At 28.8% G+C, this 23,066-nt stretch carries 22 protein-coding genes and 7 tRNA genes; 27 read left to right on the plus strand and 2 right to left on the minus strand.

Annotation, left to right across the window (positions count from 1 at the left end; translation table 11 throughout):
• Nucleotides 1–22: 22 nt before the first annotated feature.
• Nucleotides 23–841, minus strand: a complete 819-nt coding sequence (locus tag J2S18_RS10675; RefSeq protein ID WP_307486797.1) for a purine-nucleoside phosphorylase — start codon at nt 839–841, stop codon at nt 23–25.
• Nucleotides 842–1,073: 232 nt separating this feature from the next.
• Here J2S18_RS10675 and J2S18_RS10680 point away from each other — a divergent pair, with 232 nt between their 5' ends.
• Nucleotides 1,074–1,592 (plus strand): YdcF family protein, encoded by a 519-nt coding sequence (locus tag J2S18_RS10680; RefSeq protein WP_307486798.1) that lies wholly within the window; start codon nt 1,074–1,076, stop codon nt 1,590–1,592.
• A 66-nt stretch (nt 1,593–1,658) separates the two neighbouring features.
• Here J2S18_RS10680 and murC read toward each other — a convergent pair whose 3' ends face one another.
• Nucleotides 1,659–3,038 (minus strand): UDP-N-acetylmuramate--L-alanine ligase, encoded by a 1,380-nt coding sequence (gene murC / locus J2S18_RS10685; protein WP_307486800.1) that lies wholly within the window; start codon nt 3,036–3,038, stop codon nt 1,659–1,661.
• A gap of 259 nt (nt 3,039–3,297) precedes the next feature.
• Here murC and purR point away from each other — a divergent pair, with 259 nt between their 5' ends.
• The 26 genes from purR (at nt 3,298) to J2S18_RS10815 (ending at nt 23,061) form a co-directional block, all read left to right on the plus strand.
• Entirely contained in the window at nt 3,298–4,113 is an 816-nt protein-coding gene (purR, locus tag J2S18_RS10690) for a pur operon repressor (protein ID WP_307486802.1), read from the plus strand.
• A 124-nt stretch (nt 4,114–4,237) separates the two neighbouring features.
• A complete protein-coding gene (gene spoVG, locus J2S18_RS10695) occupies nt 4,238–4,513 on the plus strand; it encodes a septation regulator SpoVG (protein ID WP_307486804.1) in 276 nt (91 codons plus the stop codon).
• A gap of 237 nt (nt 4,514–4,750) precedes the next feature.
• Nucleotides 4,751–6,121: a bifunctional UDP-N-acetylglucosamine diphosphorylase/glucosamine-1-phosphate N-acetyltransferase GlmU gene (gene glmU / locus J2S18_RS10700; protein ID WP_307486806.1), complete on the plus strand. Its 1,371-nt coding sequence runs from the start codon at nt 4,751–4,753 to the stop codon at nt 6,119–6,121.
• Between the two features lie 56 nt (nt 6,122–6,177).
• Nucleotides 6,178–7,137: a ribose-phosphate diphosphokinase gene (locus J2S18_RS10705; protein WP_307486807.1), complete on the plus strand. Its 960-nt coding sequence runs from the start codon at nt 6,178–6,180 to the stop codon at nt 7,135–7,137.
• 204 nt (nt 7,138–7,341) lie between these two features.
• Nucleotides 7,342–8,028 (plus strand): response regulator transcription factor, encoded by a 687-nt coding sequence (locus J2S18_RS10710; RefSeq protein ID WP_307486809.1) that lies wholly within the window; start codon nt 7,342–7,344, stop codon nt 8,026–8,028.
• Nucleotides 8,029–9,447: a sensor histidine kinase gene (locus J2S18_RS10715; protein ID WP_307486810.1), complete on the plus strand. Its 1,419-nt coding sequence runs from the start codon at nt 8,029–8,031 to the stop codon at nt 9,445–9,447. It begins immediately after the preceding gene.
• 15 nt (nt 9,448–9,462) lie between these two features.
• A complete protein-coding gene (locus tag J2S18_RS10720) occupies nt 9,463–10,551 on the plus strand; it encodes a S1C family serine protease (protein WP_307486812.1) in 1,089 nt (362 codons plus the stop codon).
• Nucleotides 10,552–10,684: 133 nt separating this feature from the next.
• Nucleotides 10,685–11,260, plus strand: a complete 576-nt coding sequence (gene pth / locus J2S18_RS10725; protein WP_307486814.1) for an aminoacyl-tRNA hydrolase — start codon at nt 10,685–10,687, stop codon at nt 11,258–11,260.
• Nucleotides 11,261–11,275: 15 nt separating this feature from the next.
• Nucleotides 11,276–14,788, plus strand: coding sequence for a transcription-repair coupling factor (gene mfd / locus J2S18_RS10730; protein WP_307486816.1), 3,513 nt, complete (start codon nt 11,276–11,278; stop codon nt 14,786–14,788).
• A 103-nt stretch (nt 14,789–14,891) separates the two neighbouring features.
• Nucleotides 14,892–15,920, plus strand: a complete 1,029-nt coding sequence (locus tag J2S18_RS10735) for a peptidylprolyl isomerase (RefSeq protein ID WP_307486817.1) — start codon at nt 14,892–14,894, stop codon at nt 15,918–15,920.
• A 131-nt stretch (nt 15,921–16,051) separates the two neighbouring features.
• Nucleotides 16,052–16,603 (plus strand): stage V sporulation protein T, encoded by a 552-nt coding sequence (gene spoVT, locus J2S18_RS10740; protein WP_307486819.1) that lies wholly within the window; start codon nt 16,052–16,054, stop codon nt 16,601–16,603.
• 101 nt (nt 16,604–16,704) lie between these two features.
• Entirely contained in the window at nt 16,705–18,240 is a 1,536-nt protein-coding gene (locus J2S18_RS10745; RefSeq protein WP_307486821.1) for a putative polysaccharide biosynthesis protein, read from the plus strand.
• Nucleotides 18,241–18,263: 23 nt separating this feature from the next.
• Complete coding sequence (gene yabN / locus J2S18_RS10750) at nt 18,264–19,718, plus strand: bifunctional methyltransferase/pyrophosphohydrolase YabN (protein WP_307486823.1); 1,455 nt, start codon at nt 18,264–18,266, stop codon at nt 19,716–19,718.
• A gap of 229 nt (nt 19,719–19,947) precedes the next feature.
• On the plus strand, nt 19,948–20,223 hold the full coding sequence (gene hbs, locus J2S18_RS10755; protein ID WP_204594072.1) for a non-specific DNA-binding protein Hbs: 276 nt from the start codon (nt 19,948–19,950) through the stop codon (nt 20,221–20,223).
• 84 nt (nt 20,224–20,307) lie between these two features.
• Nucleotides 20,308–20,565: an RNA-binding S4 domain-containing protein gene (locus J2S18_RS10760; RefSeq protein ID WP_307486826.1), complete on the plus strand. Its 258-nt coding sequence runs from the start codon at nt 20,308–20,310 to the stop codon at nt 20,563–20,565.
• A 97-nt stretch (nt 20,566–20,662) separates the two neighbouring features.
• Complete coding sequence (gene yabP, locus J2S18_RS10765) at nt 20,663–20,959, plus strand: sporulation protein YabP (RefSeq protein ID WP_307486827.1); 297 nt, start codon at nt 20,663–20,665, stop codon at nt 20,957–20,959.
• A 5-nt stretch (nt 20,960–20,964) separates the two neighbouring features.
• Nucleotides 20,965–21,354 (plus strand): spore cortex biosynthesis protein YabQ, encoded by a 390-nt coding sequence (gene yabQ, locus J2S18_RS10770; protein WP_307486829.1) that lies wholly within the window; start codon nt 20,965–20,967, stop codon nt 21,352–21,354.
• A gap of 97 nt (nt 21,355–21,451) precedes the next feature.
• Nucleotides 21,452–21,742 carry an FtsB family cell division protein gene (locus tag J2S18_RS10775; protein ID WP_307486831.1) on the plus strand — a complete coding sequence of 97 codons (291 nt, stop codon included), beginning with the start codon at nt 21,452–21,454 and terminating at the stop codon, nt 21,740–21,742.
• A gap of 57 nt (nt 21,743–21,799) precedes the next feature.
• Nucleotides 21,800–22,207, plus strand: a complete 408-nt coding sequence (locus tag J2S18_RS10780) for a S1 domain-containing RNA-binding protein (protein WP_307486833.1) — start codon at nt 21,800–21,802, stop codon at nt 22,205–22,207.
• 195 nt (nt 22,208–22,402) lie between these two features.
• Nucleotides 22,403–22,491 (plus strand) — tRNA-Leu (locus tag J2S18_RS10785).
• 27 nt (nt 22,492–22,518) lie between these two features.
• A tRNA-Met gene (locus tag J2S18_RS10790) sits at nt 22,519–22,594 on the plus strand.
• 5 nt (nt 22,595–22,599) lie between these two features.
• Nucleotides 22,600–22,676 (plus strand) — tRNA-Met (locus tag J2S18_RS10795).
• 10 nt (nt 22,677–22,686) lie between these two features.
• Nucleotides 22,687–22,775, plus strand: a tRNA-Leu gene (locus J2S18_RS10800).
• A 31-nt stretch (nt 22,776–22,806) separates the two neighbouring features.
• Nucleotides 22,807–22,882 (plus strand) — tRNA-Met (locus J2S18_RS10805).
• 6 nt (nt 22,883–22,888) lie between these two features.
• Nucleotides 22,889–22,965: transfer RNA gene (locus J2S18_RS10810), tRNA-Met, on the plus strand.
• 7 nt (nt 22,966–22,972) lie between these two features.
• A tRNA-Leu gene (locus J2S18_RS10815) sits at nt 22,973–23,061 on the plus strand.
• Nucleotides 23,062–23,066 lie beyond the last annotated feature (5 nt).

The raw sequence follows: 23,066 nt of genomic DNA on the forward strand, positions 1-23,066 counted from the left end.
GTGTATAAATTTTGATGCCTGTTTACAATCTTCCGATTATTTCTCTAGTTAATTTCATGAAGCTACTTTTAACTTTTTTTGAAGTTTCAATAACTTCTTCATGGTTAAGTGGTTGGGCTAAAATTCCAGCAGCCATATTTGTTAAACATGATATTCCTAAAACATCAATGCCAGAATGATTAGCAACGATTACTTCAGGTGCAGTTGACATACCCACTGCATCTCCACCTAAAACTCGAACCATTCTAATTTCAGCAGGAGTTTCATAAGTTGGTCCACTAAACATAGTATAGACTCCTTCTTTAACCTCTATTCCTAAATCCTTTGCAGTGTTCTTTGCAATTTCTCTAAGATAAGGTTTATAAGCAGTTGACATGTCTGGGAACCTTGGACCAAATTCATTTAAATTTTTTCCAATTAAAGGGTTAGCACCAGAAAAATTAATTTGATCATTAATAATCATTAAATCTCCAGGCTTAAAGTCTGTATTAACAGCTCCAGCAGCATTGGTAACGATTAACTTGTCTACGCCAATAAGCTTCATTACTCTAACTGGAAAGGTTACTTCTTGCATGGAATATCCTTCATAATAATGAAATCTTCCTTGCATAGCCACAACAACTTTACCCTCTAATTTACCTATAACTAGACGACCAACATGACCCTCTACAGTTGATACAGGAAAATTTGGTAGTTCTTCGTATGGATAAAATTCAGGTTCTTCAATTAAATCTGCAAGAGAACCTAAACCAGATCCTAGGATAAGACCAATTTCAGGCTTATATTTACTTTTTGAAAGTATATATTCTGAAGTAGCCTTTATTGTGTTTGATAAATTCATTTAATCACCCCTATTAGTAGTTTGGTTAGATTTTGAAATTCTGTTTGAAAATATTAAATTATACTTTATCGTATTAAATTATAAGGTAATTTTAATTAAATTTAAATACAAAAATGAAATTTTAAACAAATAAATAAAAAAAATGACGAATATCACAAAGAATATATGCATTTGAATATAATAAAATATAGTATTTCCTTGGTGGTGAATTAAAATAGTTTTTCTAATTATTATGATTTTAATAATACTAAATATTATTTTTGCCTCAAGAAAATTTAATGGTAAGAAAAGTGATGTAATAATAATATTAGGTTGCAACCTAAAAAGTTACTTTATAAATAAAAGGATAGAAAAGGGAGTTCAATTATATAATAATAAAATGGCAACTAATATAATTGTTACAGGTCTTGGAAAAGGTGAAATTAGTGAAGCTCTAGGTATGAAAAGAAAATTAATAAAATTAGGTATAGAAGAAGATGCTATATTACTTGAAGAAAGAGCAAAAAACACTTATGAAAATTTGATTTTTTCTAAGGCAATAATGAATTCAAAAAATTTTAAAAGTGCAATTATTGTTTCAGACGGATATCACTTAGCTAGAGTTAAAATGATATGCAAGAATATAAATTTAAAGGCAACCTTTGAAAGTTATAGATACAAAAATTATAGAAAATATTATATATTTATGATTTTTAGAGAATCTATAGCTTTTATTAAAGATTTTTTTGTTAGTAAATTAAGTAAAAAATAAACTGATACCTAAGATTAAATACTTTTCAGTATTTAATCTATTGGTATCAGTTTAAAAAAGTTATCTTTATTTATTTTCTAAAAATTTTTCTCCTACTATAACAACGTCACCAGCACCAACTGTAAGTAACATATCTCCAGTTTTAATGTGAGATTTAATGTAATTTACTGCTTCATCGTGGGAGTGAACATTTGTGCATTTAACACCAGTTTTTCTAATTGCATCTCCAAGTTCATCAGAAGAAACAAGACCAGTATCCTTTTCTCTAGCAGCATAAATATCCATTAAGATTAATTCATCTACACCATTAAATGCAGTTGTAAATTCATCAAATAAAGCTTTTGTTCTAGTGTATGTGTGAGGTTGGAATACACAGAATGTTTTATTGTGAGGAATTTTCTTTGAGGTACTTAATGTAGCCTTTATTTCTGTTGGATGATGTGCATAATCATCAATTACAGTAATTCCATCTATTTCACCTTTGTATTCAAATCTCTTATGTGCACCCTTACATTCGCTTAAGCCAGTTTTTATATCTTCATATGGAAGATTAAATATTAAACCAACACAAATACTTGATAATGCATTTAGTATATTATGAGTTCCAGGCATATTTAATTGAAGATCAAATAATTCTTTGTTATCTTTGCAAACTGTAAAAGAAGCACAACCTTTGTTGTTATACTTAATATTTGTTGCAGTTACATTTGCATTTTCAAAATCATAACTTAAAGTATTACATTTAGCTTCTTTTAAAATATTAGCTACATTTTCATCCCCATTATATCCTACAAGATATCCGTCTTCAGGAATTAATTTTGAGAACTTTTTAAATGTTTCCTTTATATGATTTAAATCTTTGTAGTAATCAAGATGATCAGCATCTATATTTAAGATTATTCCTATGTATGGGAAGAATTTTAAAAATGATTCTTTGTATTCACAAGCTTCAGTAACAAAATAATCACTGCTTCCTATTTTATAATTACCACCAATTATATCAAGATCTCCACCTACAAGTATTGTTGGATCTAAATTACCCTTTAGAGTAATATTTGTAACCATTGAAGTACAAGTAGTTTTACCATGAGTACCAGCTATGGCAACATTGTATTTATGACCTTTCATTATAAGTCCTAAAAATTCAGCTCTATCCATAAGGTGAATACCTTTTTCTTTAGCTTCAATTATTTCAGGATTGTCAGATGGAATAGCAGCTGTATAAACAACTAAGTCAACATCTTTTATATTTTCTCTTCTATGACCTATATATATTTCTGCTCCCTTTTCCTTTAAGTTATTAGTTGTTTTTGATTCTTTGAAATCAGAACCAGAAACTTTAAATCCCTTATTTAAAAGCACAGCGGCAAGACCACTCATGCTTACACCGCCAATTCCTATAAAGTGAACTTTTTTATTAGTATCTTTTAAAAAATCAAATGACATGAAATCAACCCCTTTTTATTAGTTCATTTATAATTATATACATTTTTAATTAATTGAACACAACAAAACAATTAATTATTAAAAATATTTTAGGAAAATAACTTATATTTAAAAAGAATTTTAAAAGATTTAACAGTTAAGTGAAGAAAAGATATTGCGTAAGTATAAAATTTAGAATAAAATATGAATATTAAGACCTTAAAAAGTTAAAATAATTCGTACATTTTCGTACAATAATTTAAAAATGCAGGTGGTTATAGTGGAAAAATTAAGTAGAAACAGTAGAGTTGTTGTAATAACAAAAATACTTATTGAAAATCCAAATAAAATTATTGGATTAAATAGATTTTCGGAATTATTAAATGCGGCTAAATCAACTATAAGTGAAGATATAGTTATAGTAAGAGAGATTTTAGAAAAATTAGAAATGGGAAAAGTTGAAACTATTGCAGGAGCTGCAGGTGGTATAAGATATATTCCTGAAATGAGTATTTCAAAAGGAAAAGAATTTGCTCTTAAATTATGTGAGCTTTTAAAGGATGACGGAAGAGTAATACCTGGTAACATAATATACATGACAGATTTAATGTATAATCCAGAAATAATAAGTAGAGCTGGAACAATACTTTCATCATGGTTTGAGAAAATGGATATAGATTATGTTATAACAGTTGAAACAAAAGGAATACCATTAGCTTATGAAGTAGCTAGAAATTTAGGAGTTCAACTTGTAATTGCAAGAAGAGATAATCAATTTACAGAAGGTACAACTATGACAATAAATTATGTATCAGGTACAAGTGGAAGACTTCAACAAATGTCTCTTTCAAAGAAATCAATGAAAAGCAATTCAAAATGTGTATTCATAGATGACTTTATGAAAGGTGGAGGAACTGCACTTGGAATAAAAGATCTTTTAAAAGAATTTGAAAGTGAACTTGTTGGTATTGGAGTTTTAGTTGATAGCAAGGAAGCAAAGAAAAAACTTATAGATGAATATGTATCAATTGTTGAATTAAATTCAGTTAATGAATCATCAATAATAGATGTTACTCCATCTAAAATATTCGAATAATTACATCGATTACACCTAAAAGTAAAAAATTCACGAATTTTTTAAAATATTTCCAAATAAAAAGAGGAATTTACCAATCTTATGGAGAATTATAATATCATCAAGGCAACTGGAGGTGTAGTCAATGCAAATTACAGACGTTAGAATTAGAAAGATAGCTACGGATGGAAAAATGAAAGCAATAGTATCTGTCACTTTTGATGATCAATTTGTTGTTCATGACATTAAAGTTATCGAGGGGCAAAACGGATTATTTATCGCTATGCCAAGTAGAAAGACACCAGATGGAGAGTTTAAGGATATAGCACATCCTATAAACACAGACGCAAGAGAAACAATACAAACAGCAATTCTTCAAGCTTACGATAAAGCATTAGCAGAAGAAGTGAATGTTGACTAATTTAATAATAAAAATAAAAGGGAGAAATCCCTTTTATTTTTTTGTTATAAATATATTAATTAAGAATAATATAAAAATGTATATAAAATAATATTAATGATTAATATTATTAAAAGTTTACAGAGGTTGAAAAGGATAATTTATTGAAATATAATGATATAGGTATAGTTTGATTTGTAAATTATGAATTAAAAACGAATATTATTAATAAAAAAGTATAATAATAGAGGTGGTAAAATGTATAAATGTGCATTAATACTTGCAGCAGGCCAAGGTACGAGAATAAAATCAGATATTCCTAAAGTATTACATAAGGTTTGCGGTAAGGAAATGGTTAATCATGTTATAGATAACATGAGAAAAGCAAACATAGAAGATGTAAATGTAATTATAGGAAAGGGTGCTGATTTAGTTAAAGAAGGCACTAAAGAAAGAAATGTTTCATATTCTCTACAAGAAGAACAATTAGGTACTGGACATGCTGTTAAATGCGCTACAGATTTCTTAAAAGGAAAAAAGGGAACTGTTATAGTTTTTGCAGGTGATGCACCATTAACAAAGGAATCCACTATAAAAAACTTAATAAAAGAACATGAAGAAAATAAAAATTCAGCAACATTATTAAGTGCAATGGTTGAAGATCCAACTGGATATGGAAGAATAATTAGAGATTCTAATGGAGATGTTTTAAAAATAGTAGAACATAAAGACTGTAATGAAGAAGAACTTCTTGTTAATGAAATGAATGCAGCAATGTATTGTTTTGATATAGAAGAGTTAGTAAATTCATTAGAAAAACTTTCAAACAATAATAATCAAGGGGAATACTATCTTACAGATGTAATTGGAATTCTTAAAGATGAAGGTAAGAAAGTTGGAGCTGTTGTAACTGACTATGAAGATACAATAGGAGTAAATTCAAGAGTTCAACTTGCAGAAGCTGAAGAATTTTTAAGAAATAGAATAAATGAGATTCACCTTAATAATGGAGTAACATTAATTGATCCAAAGGCAACTTATATAGGTGTTGATGTTCAAATAGGGAAGGATACAATTATATATCCTGGAACAATATTAGAGGGAAATACAGTTATAGGATCAGATTGTTTAATAATGCAAAATTGCAGAATAAAAGATAGTAAGATTAATGATGGTGTAACAGTGGAATCATCAGTAATATTAGATAGTGAAGTTGGAAAGAACACTACAGTTGGTCCATTTGCTTATATAAGACCAGAAAGTAAAATTGGTGAAAAAGCAAGAATAGGAGATTTCGTAGAAATTAAGAAATCAACTATAGGAGATGGAACAAAGGTTTCACATTTAACTTATATAGGAGATGCTGAAGTTGGAGATGGATGTAACTTTGGATGTGGAACAGTAGTAGTTAATTATGATGGAAAAGTAAAGAACAAAACAATAATAGGAAATCATAGCTTTATAGGATGTAATACTAATTTAGTTTCTCCAGTAAGAGTTTATGATAACACTTATATTGCAGCAGGTTCTACAATTACTAATGATGTTGAAGAAGGTGACCTTGCAGTAGCTAGAGCAAAACAAAGAAACATCAAAGGATGGGTAGAGAAAAAAGGTTTAATTAAGTAGTAGATATTAAAATTTATATACAAAATAGCTAAAGTTTGAGGAGGTCTTCGTTAATTATGTTAAGTCATAGAAAGAATATAAAGATATTCACAGGAAATTCACATCCAGAATTAGCACAAGAAATTGCTAAGATTTTAGGATTAAAGGTAGGAGAAGGTACTGTAGGAACTTTTAGTGATGGAGAGATATCAGTAAATATTGGTGAAACTGTAAGAGGTACTGATGTATTTATAGTGCAATCAACTTGTTCACCAGTTAATAATAATTTAATGGAATTATTAATTATGATAGATGCATTTAAAAGAGCATCAGCAGGTAGAATTACAGCTGTTATCCCATACTATGGTTATGCAAGACAAGATAGAAAAGCTAAATCAAGAGATCCAATAACTGCAAAGTTAGTAGCTGATCTTTTAACAACAGCTGGAGCTGATAGAGTATTAACAATGGATTTACATGCAGCTCAAATTCAAGGATATTTTAATATTCCTGTAGACCATTTAGTTGGATCACCAATACTTTCAAAGTATTTTATTGAAAAGGGATTACAAGACGATGAAGATGTTGTAGTTGTATCACCAGACCTTGGAAGTGTAACAAGAGCTAGAAAGTTTGCAGATAGATTACATGCACCAATAGCAATTATTGATAAGAGAAGACCTAAAGCTAATGTATCTGAAATAATGAACATCATTGGAGATGTTGAAGGTAAGAAGTGCATATTAATAGATGATATGATAGATACTGCTGGAACTATTGCAAATGCTGCAAATGCATTAAAAGATTTAGGAGCTAAGAATGTATATGCTTGTTGTACTCATGGAGTATTATCAGGACCAGCTTTTGAAAGAATAAATAATTCAGCAATAGAAGAATTAGTTATGTTAGACACTATTAAATTGCCAAAGGGAACTGATGATAAGAAATTTAAATCAATATCAGTAGCCCCAATATTTGCAGAAGCTATAAAAAGAATATATGATGATGAACCTATAAGTAAGCTATTTGAAGTGTAGTACATAATTGTTTATCGGAAAAGTAAAAAAACCTCTAGAATTTGAACTAGAGGTTTTAAATTTAACTAAAATAATTATTTATAGTTAATAATTTGTAACTTTTAGATAAAACTATACTAAAGTGCAGTGAAAAATGATAAATTTATAATTAGTTAATAAAAGAAAATATTAAAGTTAATAATATAAAATATGGAGGTGCCGCATATGGAAGGCGTTTTAGGAAAAGTACTAATAGTTGATGATGATGAAAATATTTGTGAAGTTATAAATATGTATGTTAAAAGTGCTGGTTACGATACAAGAGTAGCTCACAATGGAAAAGAAGCAGAGGAATTATTTTTAGATTATAAACCTGATATAGTTTTATTAGATGTTATGATACCAAATATAGACGGAATAGATGTACTAAAATGGATAAGAAAAGAAGGAACAACTCCTGTAATAATGCTTACTGCAAAGGGAGATACATTTGATAAAGTTTTAGCTTTAGAACTTGGAGCAGACGATTACATAGTTAAACCATTTGAACCAAAAGAATTACTTGCAAGAGTTAAAGCTGTAATGAGAAGATATACAGCAGATAATACAAATAAAGAAGTAATTCAATACAATGATTTAACAATTGATGCTAACTCATACAGAGTTGTATATAAAAATAATGAAGTTAAGATGCCACCTAAAGAATTCGAACTACTATATTATTTAGCATGTAATAAGAATAGAGTATTTACAAGAGAACAGTTATTATGTGAAGTCTGGGGATATGATTATCCAGGAGATTCAAGAACAGTTGACGTTCACGTTAAGAGACTTAGAGAAAAACTTCATTCAGGAGATACATGGCAAATAGAAACTGTTTGGGGGGTTGGCTACAAATTCGAGGTGAAATAGATGAAAAAAAATAGCTTATCATATAAGCTTATAATAACCTTTACTTTAATTTTGGCCACTGCACTTGTAGTAGTTGCAGGAGTTTTATCCATTTGGTTTAAGCAATATTACTTTGATCAAAAAAAAGAGCAACTTAATAAAGAAAGTACAATTATAGAAAGTGCAGCTATCTCTTATTTAACTCTAGATAAGAGTTCTAATCTAACTACTTTGAAAAACGTAATGGATTTTGTTAGTAAAAAAGTAGATGCAGAAATATTGATAACTGATAATTTAGGATATACATATGCAGTATCTAGTAGTGCCCATGAAAATTATAAATTTTCTTCACTTGGCATTCCAAAAGAGGATATGGATATTTTAAAAAAAGGTAAATCAATAGAGTATGGCAGTATAAAAACCTCAACCAAAAATGATTATGTATATTTAAAACCTATCTTTAATAAAAATTATTTCAGTGGTGTTATAGTTATGGTTATTCCAATAGAGCGTATGCTTAATCCTATAATAAGAGTTAATGAAGTTATTTGGATTACAGCTATTATTGCTATAATTATTGGTGCGGTTGTAGTTTTCTTATATAGTAAAAAATTATTAATTGATCCTATAGATAAAATTACTACAGCAGCTAGGAGATTATCTAAAGGTGGAGTAGAAGAAAGAGTTGATATTAAATCAAATAATGAAATAGGTGAACTTGCAGAATCATTTAATATAATGGCGGCATCACTTCAACAGGTAGATGATAACAGAAGAGCATTTATATCAAATGTTTCCCATGAGTTAAGATCGCCTATAACATCAATAAAAGGATTTATATCAGGCATATTAGATGGAGTAATTCCAAAGGATAAAGAAGGATATTATTTAAATATCGTATATGAGGAAACTGATAGATTATCAAGACTTATAAATGATTTATTAGATATATCAACTTTAGAATCAGGAAAAATGAAACTTAATAAGCAAGAAATAGATATAAGTAATTTAATAAAGCATACTATAGCAAAATTTGAAGGCGCAATAAACAACAAAGAATTAACAGTTGATGTAGTACTAGAACAGGAACATCAATATGTTATAGGGGATAATGACAAAATAACTCAAGTTGTTACAAACTTAATAGATAATGCAATGAAATATAGCAATGAAAATGGTGAAGTAAAAATTAATACTAAATCAAAAGGTGATAAGGTATTTGTAAGTATATATAACGATGGAGAAACCTTATCTAAGGAACAATTAGTTAAGATTTGGGATAGGTTTTATAAAGCAGATGTATCTAGAACAAATAAGGTGAGCACAGGCCTTGGATTGCCAATAGTAAGATTAATCCTTACAGAACATGGAGAAGATATTTGGGTTGAAAACTATAAAGACACTGGAGTTATATTTACATTTACTTTAACTAAAAAATAGGTTTTGGTGATGTATATGAATAATGATAAAAAAGGAAATGGAAAAATAAATATAAAAAGTAAAAATAGCGTTATTACACGTAAAAATGTATTAATAGTACTGGCAGCGTTATTGTTAGCTATAATAACAAGTGTTTTATCTGTAAAGTATGTTTTTTTTAAACTTAATAATAAAGAATTTAAAGAATTAAATAATCCAAGTGGAATTAAGATGGAAGTTGCAGCTGAAAAAAATATAAAAAAGATAATAAGTGAAGTAGGCCCTTCTTTAGTTAGTGTTGGAAACAATATAGAAGATTTAGACTCTCATAAATTACCAAGTAAAAATTCAACGGGAGTTGTACTTACTAAAGATGGGTTAATAATGACACAATATAGTACCATAAAAGATTATAAAAAAATATATGTTAAATTACCGGCTAAAGGGGTTAAACCTATAGAAGCTATATTATTAGGATATAATAAAGAAACTGATACAGCATTGATAAAAATTCCAAATAATGATTTAGTGCCAATAAAGATTTCAAATGATAGATCAATAAAAGAGGGAAGTATAGTTTATGCTATGGGGAACTCAATTGGAGCTAGTTATGTTGGATTAATAACTCCAGGAATAATAACATCAACAAGCCATAGAGTTAGAATTGATAATGAAGATTATAAGATTCTACAAACAAGTGCCATTATGAATAATGAAAACTATGGTGGAGTTTTGTGTAATGTTTATGGAGAACTTATAGGAATAAACAGCAAATATTTAACTAAAAAATATGGAAATGATAATTTATTCTTTGCTATAGGTAGTGATGCTATAAAAGATATTACAAAGAATATAGTAAAGGACTTTGATGTTTTAGGCTTAAGAGGTTCGGAAATTAAAATTGATAATAGCCAAAAGCAAGGTTTCTATATTGAAAGTTTAGATGAAAAGGGTAAGGCAGCAAAGGCTGGTATTAGACCTACTGATATAATTTTATTAGCTAATAATAATCCTATATTATCATATGATGATTTGATTAGAGCTGTAAAAAATTCACAAAATAATAAAGTAGATTTAGAAATATTAAGAGATGGAAAAACAAAAAAAATATATATAACAATATAAAATAATTAAAGAGACTTTTTTTAAAGTCTCTTTATTATTGCAAAAATTTAGTATAATATTAAGTAGTATTTGAATAGAAATATATTTACTGTGAAAAGATTAGAATATATAGATAGTAGAAAGAGGAGATATTATGTTTTTAATAGTTGGACTTGGAAATCCTGGAAGTAAGTACGATAATACAAGACATAACATAGGATTTGAAGCAATAGATTATATTGCAAAAAAGTATAATATAGATATAAATAGGAAAAAATTTAAAGGGGAGTATGGAGAAGGTTTTATAGGGAGTGAAAAAGTTATTCTAATGAAGCCAACTACATATATGAATTTAAGTGGAGAATGTGTAAGGGAAGTTCTTGATTTTTATAAGCTTACTAATGAAGATATGCTAGTTATTTATGATGATATAAGCCTAGATATAGGTAAGATAAGAATAAGAGGCAAAGGTAGTGCTGGTGGACATAATGGAATTAAGAGCATAATAGCCCATGTTGGAAGTGATGAATTTTCAAGAATTAAAATTGGCGTAGGACAACCTAAAGAAGACTTAGTTAATTATGTTTTAGGTAAATTCTCAAAGGAAGAAAAGGAAGTTTTAGAAGAAAGTTTAGAAGTTAGTAAATTAGCGACTGATACAATTATAAAAGAAGATATAAGTTCTGCAATGAATAAGTATAATGGTTTTAAGGCAGAGAAAAGTATTTAAGGATGGTGTATTAAAATGAGGCTAGAGGGGTTAATGAAGCCCTTAATTGAGAGTGCAGAGTTTGGAAAGGTAAAAAGTTATATAGATAATAATAAATTTCCAACTGCAATATATGGTTTATCAGAATCAGGGAGAACATACCTTATAGATGCTTTATTTGAAGAGTATGATAAACCTTTAGTTGTAGTTACTCACAGTGATATTGAGGCAAAAAATTTATATGAAGATTTAAGTTTTTATTCAACAGAAGTTTATTATTTCCCAGTTAGAGAGGTGGTTTTCTATAATATAGATGCTATTTCGGGTGATTTAAGGTGGGCAAGACTTAAAGTAATAAAAGAGATTTTAAATAAAAAGAAAAAGATAATAGTAACTTCAGTAGAAGCTTTTGCAGCTAACTATACTCCAAGAGATTACTATAAAAAACATAAAATAAGTTTAAAAGTAGGAAATGAAGTAAACTTTGAAGATGTAAGTAAGACCTTAGTAGAAGGCGGATATGAAAGAGTTGAGATGGTTGAAGGTAAGGGGGAGTTTGCAAGAAGAGGGGGGATATTAGATGTATATCCACCAGATTCAGCATACCCTTATAGAATTGAATTATTTGGAGATGAGATTGATTCAATAAGAACCTTTAATGTTGAATCTCAAAGAAGTATAGAAAAAGTAAAATCAATAAAAATATTTCCTGCAAAAGAAATAATTATAGACGATGATGTTATAAATTTTGCAAAGGAAAACTTAAAAAATGAATTAGATAAAGCATTAAAAAATAATAAAGATGAAGCAGTTAAAGAAAAGCTTTCTGAAACTATAAATAATAATATAGAAAGTTTAATGGAAACTTCAAGCTTTGAAACTATGGATTCATATCTTCCATTTTTTTACGATAAGTTAGAAAGTTTATTTGATTATTTTAAAGGTTATAACTTTATAATTGACGATACAACAAGAGTTCTTGGAAAACTTGAAGGTACTTATACTGAATTTACAGAGAATTTCTCAATGTTTCTTCAAAAGGGGAATATACTTCCTAAACATTCTGAACTTTTACTTGGATATGAAGATGTTATTGATGGATTTTCTAGCTGTAATCTAATTACATTAGATACATTCCAAAAGACTAGAGATATATTTAAACCTCATGGAATAGCAAATATTACTCAATTAACTCTTCATAATTATCAAGGTCAGCTAGATCTTTTAATTGAGGATATTAAAGATAAAAAGAATAAGGGCTTTAAAACATTAATTTTATCAGGAACAAGAACTAGAGGAGAAAGACTAGTTGATACTTTAAGGGATAGAGAAATTGAAAGTGTTTATAAGGACACTGTTTCTGATATACAATGTGGAGAAGTTGTAATAACCTTTGGTAATTTATTAAAAGGATTTGAATATCCAGAGGAAAAGGTATGTGTAATATCAGATAAAGAAGTTTTTGGAGAGGCAAAGAGAAAGCTATCAAAGAAAAGAAAATCTAAAAAAGGTGTAGCAAAGATAAATTCCTTTGCTGAGCTTAAAATAGGAGATTATGTTGTTCATGTAAATCATGGTGTTGGAGTATACAAGGGAATAAAACAAATAGAGGTTTCTGGAAATACTAGAGATTATCTTGATATAGTATATCAAAAGGGAGATAAGCTTTATGTTCCAGTTGAACAACTTGATTTAATTCAAAAGTATATAGGTAGTGAAGGAAAATCTCCTAAAGTTAACAAACTAGGTGGAACTGAATGGCAAAAAGCTAAAAGTAAAGTTAGAAAATCAATAAATGAAATAGCAAAAGATTTAGTTAAATTATATGCAACTAGGGCAACTTTAAAGGGATATAAATTTAGTAAAGACACAGAGTGGCAAAGACAATTTGAAGATGAATTCCCTTATGAAGAAACTCCAGACCAAATTACATCTCTTGAAGAGATAAAAGAGGATATGGAATCTCAAAAGTCTATGGACAGACTACTTTGTGGTGATGTTGGATATGGGAAAACAGAGGTTGCTGTAAGGGCGGCATTTAAGGCTGTTATGGATGGAAAACAAGTAGCATTTTTAGTTCCAACAACAATATTAGCAGAGCAGCATTATAAAAATATGCTTAAAAGATTTTCAGATTTTCCGATTAAAATAGATATGATAAGTAGGTTTAGAACAGCAAAGCAACAAAAGGCAACAATACAGGCAGCAAAGGAAGGCAATGTTGATATTTTAATAGGAACTCATAAGCTTGTTGCAAAGGATATACAATTTAAAGATTTAGGTCTTTTAATAATTGATGAGGAGCAAAGATTTGGTGTTAAACAAAAAGAAAAAATAAAAGAAATCAAGAAAAATGTTGACGTACTAACATTAAGTGCAACACCTATTCCAAGAACTCTTCATATGTCCTTAACTGGAGCACGTGATATTTCTGTAATAGAAACTCCTCCAGAGGAAAGATATCCAGTTCAAACTTATGTTATAGAACAAAATGATCAGCTTATAAGAGATGCAATACTTAGAGAGATGAATAGAGGAGGCCAAGTTTTCTTTGTTTATAATAGAGTTGAAAGCATTGAAAGTATGGCAAATTATATTAAAGAGTTAGTTCCTGAAAGCAGAGTAACCTTTGCTCATGGAAGAATGACAGAAAGACAACTTGAAACAGAAATGATGGCCTTTATGGATAAGGAGTATGATGTTTTAGTATGTACAACAATTATTGAAACAGGTATTGATATTCCAAATGTAAATACAATAATAGTTTTTGATGCTGATAAAATGGGACTATCACAGCTTTATCAATTAAGAGGAAGAGTTGGAAGGTCTAATAAAATAGCTTATGCATATCTTTTATACACTAAAGATAAAGTTTTAACAGAAGTTGCAGAGAAGAGACTTAAAGCATTAAAAGACTTTACTGAACTTGGATCAGGCTTTAAAATTGCCATGAGAGACTTAGAAATAAGAGGGGCAGGAAACATGATGGGTTCAGCTCAGCATGGTCATATGGCTACAATAGGTTATGATTTATATTGTAGAATGCTTGAAGATACAATAAAGGTCATTAAGGGAGAAATTGAAAAAGAGCCAGTTGAGACTACTGTTGATATTAAGGTAGATGCTTATATTCCATCTAACTTTATAACTGATGAAAATCAAAAAATTGAAGTATACAAAAAGATTGCAGCTATTGAAAGCTATGATGAATATATGGAAATTAAAGATGAATTAGAAGATAGATATTCTGAAATACCAGATTCTGTTTATAATTTAATGGATATAGCTTATATTAAGAGCAAGGCAAAAATTCTTAATATAGAGGAAATAAAGGAAACACCAAAGAATATATTCTTTAAATTTGAAGAAGGGGATAAAGGATATAAAAAAGTATTTAAGGTACTTTTAGAAAATTACAAGAATAATGTTGTTCTTAAGTTTGGAAAAAATCCTGAATTTGAATTTAAGAAAGATAGTGTAAAGAAAGAAGATATATTAGCTTTCTTTAAAGAGATGTTAAACAACATAATAAAAGTAATAAATACTTAAAAGATAGATAATTGAACTTGGAGTATAATATTGGTATACTTTAAATATGTGAATTTTTAGAAAATAAATTGTTGTAAAATAAATAGTAAAGTGAGGAAGAAAAGTGGGTAAGATTAAAAAAATATTAGCTATAGGCTTAATCTCTATGGTCAGCTTATCATTTGTAGGTTGTAAAATGATAGCAAAAACACCAGAAGCAATTCAAAAAGAAACTCTAGCAAAGGTTGGAGATAAAAAAATCACTAGAGGTGATTTAGATAAAGTTATGGAATCTAAATACCAACAATATGAGCAACAATACGGAAAAGATTATATGAGTAATCCTCAAGTAAAGGCTCAAGTTGAACAAGAAAAGAAAACAATGTTAAATTCATTAGTTGATCGTGATGTTGTTATTGGAATGGGCGAAAAGGAAAAATGGATTCCAAGTGACAGTGAAATAAATAAAGAAGTAGATAAAAACTTCAATGAAATGAAAAATAACCTAAAAAAGGCTTATGGTATAAAGGATGATAAACAATTTAATGAACTTTTAAAATCATCAGGATATGCAGATGAAGCAGCATACAAAAAAGAATTAAAACAACAAGTAATATATAACTCAATATTAACTAAACATGTATTTAATAACATTAAAGTTACAGATGCAGATGCTAAAAAGTATTATGATGCAAATAAAGAAAAATTTACTGTTCAACCAGGAGCAGATGTATATAATATAGTTCTTCCAGATAAAGCTACAGCTGAAAAGGTAAGAAAAGAACTAGAAAATGGAGAAGACTTTAAAAAACTTGCAGCTAAGTATAATACAGATTCAACAAAAACAACTGGTGGTTCATTAGGATATATTCCTTATAACTCAACTCAATATGTTAAAGAGTTTATGGAAGCAGTTAAGAAGCTTAAAAAAGATGGTGAATTATCACAACCTGTAAAGACTCAATTTGGATATCACATAATAAAGGTTGAAGGTATTAAAACAAAGGCACAAGTTCAACCATTTGATAAAGTTAAAGATACAATAATAAAACAATTAACAAATCAAAAACAAGAAGCAGCTTATACAGATACTATTAAAAAGTGGAAAGATGAGCTTGGAGTTAAAATATACGAAGATAAATTAAATAAATAATAGAAATAACACCTAATTTTTAGGTGTTATTTTTTTAAATAATGGTTATATGTGCATAAAATTTCTATCTAGTCAAATAATAATAATGTTACTAAATTTAACAGTGTTTTATTAAGGAGGTTAATTGTAATATGAAAGCTACAGGAATAGTTAGACGTATTGATGACTTAGGTAGAGTTGTTATACCAAAAGAAATAAGAAGAACTTTAAGAATTAGAGAAGGGGATCCACTTGAAATTTTCACAGATAGAGAAGGTGGAGTAATACTTAAAAAGTATTCCCCAATAGGAGAACTTACAGATTTTTCAAAGGAGTATGCTGAAAGCTTACAACAAACAATAGGACATATAATTTTAATAAGTGATAAGGATGCATTTATATCAGCTAGTGGTGTACCTAAAAAAGATTACATAGATAGAAAAATCAGTAATGAACTTGAAGAAATTATGGAAGGCAGAAAATCAGTGTTACTTGGAGAAGGTTCTAAAAAGCTAATTCCAATGCACAGTGATGAAGAAGTAGGAAATATGACATCCCAAGTAATAGCACCTATTATTGCTGAAGGTGATGCAATTGGATCAGTAATAATACTATCTAAACAATCAGGAGAAAAGCTTGGAGAGTTAGAACTTAAATTAGCTGAAACAGCAGCTTCATTTTTGGGAAAACAAATGGAACAATAGAAAAATATTCTTTAAATTACGTAAAAGAATAAATAAAAGTAATAATACCTCTAAACTTACAATAATAATTATTAGTAAAAGAATCAGTTTGGAGGTATTTTATGAAAAAACAATCCTTAATAAAGGGAAGTATAATATTAGGGATAGCTGGAATATTAGCAAGATTTCTTGGGTTATTTTTTAGATGGCCTATTATTATGCTAATAGGTGATGAAGGAATGGGACTTTATCAAATGTCATACCCATTATATATGTTTTTTGTTGCAATGGCATCTGGAGTTCCTATTGCCATGTCAAAGATAATATCAGAAAATAACGCAATAGGAGATATAGAAGAAAGTTTTAAGGTTGTAAAGGGATCAACCTATATGATGCTAATATTAGGAGCTGGGACAACATTTTTTTTATTTTTCTTTGCAAAACCTATAATAAGCTTTTTAAAGTGGGATATGAAGGCATATTATTCCTTAATAGGTATATCTTTTGCACCTCTCATAATTTCTGTTATGACTATATTTAGAGGTTTTTTTCAAGGACTTCAAAATATGACTCCATCTGCAGTGTCACAAATATTAGAACAAATAGGAAGAGTTGTTTTTGGTGTTGGACTAGCAGTCTTGTTTCTTCCAAAGGGTATAGAGTTTGCAGCAGGAGGAGCAGCTTTTGGAGCAGCAGCAGGAGGAATATTAGGTGGAGGATATCTTTATATTAAATATTTAATTACTAAAAGGAATTATGGAATTAAGAAGATAAAAAGTGATCCAAAAATAATGAGCAAAATTCTTAAAATTGCAATTCCGATATCATTAGGAGCAACAGTTGGAACAATAATGAGTCTTATTGACTCTATATTTATTCCCCAAAAACTTTTAGAAGCTGGTTTTACAAGTCAAGAAGTAATAATACTTTATGCTCAACTTACTGGAAAGGCATCAGTTATTGTAAATATACCAATGACTCTTTCAATGGCACTTTCAATGTCATTAATTCCAATAATAGCAGAAGAGTTTATCTTAAAGAGAAGAAGAAATGTAGAAAATAAAGTTAACCTTTCAATTAAAATTTCAACAGTAATAGCAATACCTTGTATGTTTGGGATGCTTTTTATGGCAGAACCAATAATGAAATTTATATTTCCAGGTAGACATGAAGGCTTTGAAATACTTAAATATTTATCTTTAACAGTACCCTTTGTTATATTAACCCAGACAACAACAGCTATATTGCAAGGTGTAGGAAAGTATATACTTCCTGTTATAAACCTTTTTATTGGTTGCATAGTAAAGCTTATATTAACTCTTATATTAGTTCCAATGCCTAAATTTAATATATATGGAGCTGTTATAGCCAGTATACTTGCTTATGTTTCAACTACAATTTTAAATTTAATAGTATTAAAGATAAATTTAAAAACAAAAATAGGAATTAAAAATAATATAATAAAACCTTTAGTATCATCAGTAATTATGGTAATTGTAGTATTATTTAGTTATAAAATGCTTCTAAATTATACAATGAGTAATGGAGTATCTTGCTTAATATCAATATTTTTAGGTGCTATAATATATATGACATTAATTATTTTTATGAATGTTTTTGATGTTAAAGAGATGAGAAATAGGTTAGCTAAAAAATAAACATATAAAAGGAGAAATACTTAATGATTAAGATTGTTGGTTTAGGGCCAGGAGATAGGGATGCTCTTACAATAGGTACACTAAGGTTATTAGAAGAAAGTGAAAATATTTATTTTAGAACAGAAAATTATCCCATAGTTGATTTCATAAAGGAAAGAAATATAAAATTTAAAACATATGATCATTTTTATAATACTGGAAAAAATTTCGATGAAGTTTATAAAAATATTGCTGAAGATATAATAAAAGTTCATAAGGAAACAGGAGAAGTTGTATATGCAGTTCCAGGACATCCTTTAGTTGCTGAAAAATCAGTTTCAAACCTTATTGATATTTGTGATAGGGAAAAAATAAATTATGAAATTCTGCCAGCAGTTAGTTTTATTGATATTATTATTGATAAACTTAAAATAGATCCAACTGAAGGGTTTAAAATTATTGATGCTTTTGATATAAATAATCAAATTTTAGATAAAAGAATAGGAACTATAATAACTGAAGTTTATAATCCTTTTATTGCATCTGAAGTTAAACTTAAACTTTTAGAATATTATGATGATGAAACAAAAATAATTTATATTAAATCTCCAGGTGTTAAAGATTTAGAAAGTATAAGAGAGATTCCTTTATATGAACTTGATATGCAAGAAGACATAGATTGCTTAACATTTGTTTATATACCTAAAGATTTAAATAACAAAAAGGATATAAATGATTTAATTGAATTAATAGACCTATTAAGAAGTGAGGAAGGTTGTCCTTGGGATAGAGAACAAACTCATGAAAGTATAAGAAATGAATTAGTAGAAGAAAGTTATGAAGTTAAAGATGCCATAGAGAAAAATGATGAAGAAGCTTTAGTAGAAGAATTAGGGGATGTTTTATTGCATGTTATATTTCATTCTTCAATAGGTAGAGAAGATGGATATTTTGATTTTAATGATGTGGTTAGAGGAGTATACAAAAAAATGGTTGATAGACATCCACATATATTTAAAAATAATAAAGTTTCTGATTCTGAGGAAGTTTTACAAAGCTGGGATGAACTAAAGAAAGAGGAAAAAGGTTTTGAAACTGTTACAGATGAATTAAATGGTGTAGCAAAGGCACTTCCAGCTTTAATAAGAGCCCATAAGATTCAAAACAAAGCGAGAAAAGTAGGATTTGATTGGGATAATGTTAAAGATGCTTCAAAGAAGGTTTTAGAAGAATTAGATGAGGTTTTAGAGGTATATAATAGCGGGAATAAGGAAAGAATAACAGAAGAGGTTGGAGATCTTTTATTTTCCTGTGTAAATGTATCTAGATTTTTAGATGTTGATGAAGAGGAAGCACTAAACAAAACAACTGATAAATTTATAAGAAGATTTAGTTATATAGAAGAACAAGCAATTAAAAATGGAAAAGATTTAAAGACTATGACCTTAGAAGAAATGGATAAATTTTGGAATCAAGCTAAGAAACAAGAAAATAATTAGATTTAGAAGGATTTTAAAATTTTTTAGAGAATATATCTAAGTAATAAATTCTATACTTATGAATTATTACATTATATTAGGTTTTTTTTACAGAAAATATACGAATATTTCTATATTCAGTATAGACGGAAGCTTAAAGTAATAATATAATAAGATAATGTAAGTGTAGTACATAAAGATTAGCTAGTACTATAATTTATATAACTAGTTATTTAAGGAGGATGTAATTGTGAATAAAGCAGAATTAATTACTAGTATGGCTGAAAAGTCAAAATTAACTAAAAAAGATGCAGAAGTAGCTTTAAAAGCATTTATAGAAAGTGTTGAAGAAGCTTTAGAAAATGGTGAAAGAGTTCAATTAGTAGGATTCGGAACTTTTGAAACTAGAGAAAGAGCTGCTAGAGAAGGAAGAAATCCAAGAACTAAAGAAACTATAAAAATTCCAGCATCAACTGTTCCAGTATTTAAAGCTGGTAAAGAATTTAAAGAAAAAGTTAATAAATAGTTTTTTGAACCCGAGGGAGATACTCGGGTTCTTTTATAAACTTAAACTTTTTTAAAATTTATTAAAGAAAGAAGGTGACCTTGTATGAGATTAGATAAATATCTAAAGGTCTCAAGACTTATAAAGAGAAGAACTATTGCAAAGGAAGCTTGCGAAAGCGAAAGAGTTTCTATAAATGGCAAGGTTGCAAAATCAGGAACTCAAATAAAAGAAGGTGACGTAATAGAAATAACATTTGCAAATAAAGTATTACGTGCACAAGTACTTAATATAGCTGAACATGTTAGAAAAGAAGATGCAAAAGACATGTATAAATTATTAGAGGGACAAGAAATAGAATAATCTATAAGAATCCTTAAAGATATTAATTATAAGAATATAGAAATTAATAATTACATATATTTCTTAATAAGAGTATTGTCTAAAGGAGATTATAGTTATGGAAAGGAAATCTGATAATATACAATCAGCTAAAAAAAGTTCTATACAATTAGAAAATAGAAGAAAACTTTCATTAACGGGTGTTGATGAGGTTATGAGCTTTGATGAAGAAAAGATAGTTTTAAATACTATACTTGGAAAATTAAAGATTAATGGGCAAGGTCTCAAGATGAATAAGCTTGATGTAAAAAATGGAGATGTTATAATAGAAGGATATATTATAAGCATGATATATTGTGGTAAAGTAAAGCCAAAAGGTAGAAAAATAAGCTTGAAAAAGCTTATAGGTAGGTAAGTTTTATGCCACTACAATTAGAAGTTCAAGTTAATATTATTTTTTATGCCTTAATTTCAGGCTTTATTTTAGGCGCTTTTTTTGATATATATAGAATTATAAGAGGAAAAAGAGAGCATAAAGTAATAAGGACAATACAAGATATTTTATTTTGGATCTTAAGTGCTTTTATAATATTTACATTTTTACTTTATAAAAACTATGCTTTTTTAGGAACTTATGTTTATTTATGTATGGGGGTAGCCCTATTTATATACTTAAAACTCTTTAGCAAAACAATTTATAAATTAGAAAAAATAATTTTTAATGGAACCAAAACATTATTTAGAAGAAGTTATAAGAATTTAAGCTATCCTCTGAGAATAATGATAGGAAAATTTAATAATAAAAACTAATTTAAAATAAAAACTAAATATAATTAAAAATAACTTGAATTAAAGGTTCAGAGTGTTTAAAATATATTTATAGAATCTAAAAAATGAGGTACTATGGATGATAAAAAAGTTAAAAGGAAAGAATTTAATAATCTTAGTACTATGCCTTGTTTTTTTATTTAGTTTTGTTAGACAAGAGAGAGCTATTATGAATATAAAAGAACAAATAGCTCAAAAGCATACAGAATTAGAAAAGCTTAAACAAAAAAACAAGCAACTTGAAGAAGAAGTCAAGAGTGCTAATTCTGATGAGTATATTGAGACTTTAGCTAGAGAAAGGCTTAAAATGGTTAAGCCAGGCGAAAAAATCGTAAATGATAAAAATGTTGACTCAAAGTCTGAAAAGTAGGTTATTATTAATGATAACATATATATTTTATTTAAATTAAGGAGGAATCTTTTAAACATGACCTTAGAGGCAGGAAACATATTAGAGGGTACAGTGGTAAATATCACTAATTTTGGAGCTTTCGTTGAATTAGAAGGCGGTAAGACAGGTCTAGTTCATATATCAGAAGTAGCAGATTCTTTTGTAAAGGACATAAGACAACATTTAAAGGAACAAGATAAAGTAAAGGTAAAAGTTATATCAATTGATGATAACGGAAAAATTAGTTTATCAATAAAACAAGCTGAAACTAAACCAAAGAAATCAGTTAGACCAGCTGAATTTGATTGGGCTAGTGAGAAGAAGAAACCTAATGGAAATTTTGAAGACAAAATTTCTAAGTTCTTAAAAGATAGCGAAGAAAGAATGCAAGATGTTAAAAAGCATCAAGATTTTAAGAGCAAAAACAGTAAAAAGTCATTCTAAAATATAAGACATCATATAAATTTAATATATAAATCTATATAATAAAAAGCCCTTAGATATGTAAACTAGCGGCTTTTTGTTGTTTTATTACTTAGAAATAATATTAAAAAAAATAAAAATTAAAAAAAATGTTGACAGTACTATAAGTATACTATATAATAACTATTGTCGTCAGAAATGATAGAAAAAACCCATGCCGAAGTGGCGGAACTGGCAGACGCACAGGACTTAAAATCCTGCGGTGGTTAAACACCGTACCGGTTCGATTCCGGTCTTCGGCACCAAGTTTTTTTCAAAACAAAATATAATATCGCGGGGTGGAGCAGTTGGTAGCTCGTCGGGCTCATAACCCGAAGGTCGTAGGTTCAAGTCCTGCCCCCGCAACCAAATTTGGCGGAATAGCTCAGCTGGCTAGAGCATTCGGTTCATACCCGAAGTGTCGTAGGTTCAAGTCCTATTTCCGCTACCAATTAACTCATGCCGAAGTGGCGGAACTGGCAGACGCACAGGACTTAAAATCCTGCGGTGGTTAAACACCGTACCGGTTCGATTCCGGTCTTCGGCACCAAGTTAATTTTTAAAAACAAAATATATAATATCGCGGGGTGGAGCAGTTGGTAGCTCGTCGGGCTCATAACCCGAAGGTCGTAGGTTCAAGTCCTGCCCCCGCAACCAAAATTTGGCGGAATAGCTCAGCTGGCTAGAGCATTCGGTTCATACCCGAAGTGTCGTAGGTTCAAGTCCTATTTCCGCTACCAATTGCCTGCCGAAGTGGCGGAACTGGCAGACGCACAGGACTTAAAATCCTGCGGTGGTTAAACACCGTACCGGTTCGATTCCGGTCTTCGGCACCAAAAGA

The organism is Eubacterium multiforme (genome assembly GCF_030813415.1).
Classification (GTDB): Bacteria; Bacillota; Clostridia; order Clostridiales; family Clostridiaceae; genus Clostridium; species Clostridium multiforme.

Coding starts and splice junctions, on each gene's coding strand:
- J2S18_RS10675 (WP_307486797.1), bottom strand. CDS start 841: ATGAATTTATCAAACACAATAAAGGCTACTTCAGAATATATACTTTCA.
- murC (WP_307486800.1), bottom strand. CDS start 3,038: ATGTCATTTGATTTTTTAAAAGATACTAATAAAAAAGTTCACTTTATA.
- J2S18_RS10720 (WP_307486812.1), top strand. CDS start 9,463: ATGAATAATGATAAAAAAGGAAATGGAAAAATAAATATAAAAAGTAAA.
- J2S18_RS10715 (WP_307486810.1), top strand. CDS start 8,029: ATGAAAAAAAATAGCTTATCATATAAGCTTATAATAACCTTTACTTTA.
- yabQ (WP_307486829.1), top strand. CDS start 20,965: ATGCCACTACAATTAGAAGTTCAAGTTAATATTATTTTTTATGCCTTA.
- J2S18_RS10705 (WP_307486807.1), top strand. CDS start 6,178: ATGTTAAGTCATAGAAAGAATATAAAGATATTCACAGGAAATTCACAT.
- yabP (WP_307486827.1), top strand. CDS start 20,663: ATGGAAAGGAAATCTGATAATATACAATCAGCTAAAAAAAGTTCTATA.
- J2S18_RS10710 (WP_307486809.1), top strand. CDS start 7,342: ATGGAAGGCGTTTTAGGAAAAGTACTAATAGTTGATGATGATGAAAAT.
- yabN (WP_307486823.1), top strand. CDS start 18,264: ATGATTAAGATTGTTGGTTTAGGGCCAGGAGATAGGGATGCTCTTACA.
- J2S18_RS10680 (WP_307486798.1), top strand. CDS start 1,074: ATGATTTTAATAATACTAAATATTATTTTTGCCTCAAGAAAATTTAAT.
- pth (WP_307486814.1), top strand. CDS start 10,685: ATGTTTTTAATAGTTGGACTTGGAAATCCTGGAAGTAAGTACGATAAT.
- J2S18_RS10780 (WP_307486833.1), top strand. CDS start 21,800: ATGACCTTAGAGGCAGGAAACATATTAGAGGGTACAGTGGTAAATATC.
- J2S18_RS10760 (WP_307486826.1), top strand. CDS start 20,308: ATGAGATTAGATAAATATCTAAAGGTCTCAAGACTTATAAAGAGAAGA.
- J2S18_RS10775 (WP_307486831.1), top strand. CDS start 21,452: ATGATAAAAAAGTTAAAAGGAAAGAATTTAATAATCTTAGTACTATGC.
- spoVG (WP_307486804.1), top strand. CDS start 4,238: ATGCAAATTACAGACGTTAGAATTAGAAAGATAGCTACGGATGGAAAA.
- J2S18_RS10745 (WP_307486821.1), top strand. CDS start 16,705: ATGAAAAAACAATCCTTAATAAAGGGAAGTATAATATTAGGGATAGCT.
- glmU (WP_307486806.1), top strand. CDS start 4,751: ATGTATAAATGTGCATTAATACTTGCAGCAGGCCAAGGTACGAGAATA.
- mfd (WP_307486816.1), top strand. CDS start 11,276: ATGAGGCTAGAGGGGTTAATGAAGCCCTTAATTGAGAGTGCAGAGTTT.
- spoVT (WP_307486819.1), top strand. CDS start 16,052: ATGAAAGCTACAGGAATAGTTAGACGTATTGATGACTTAGGTAGAGTT.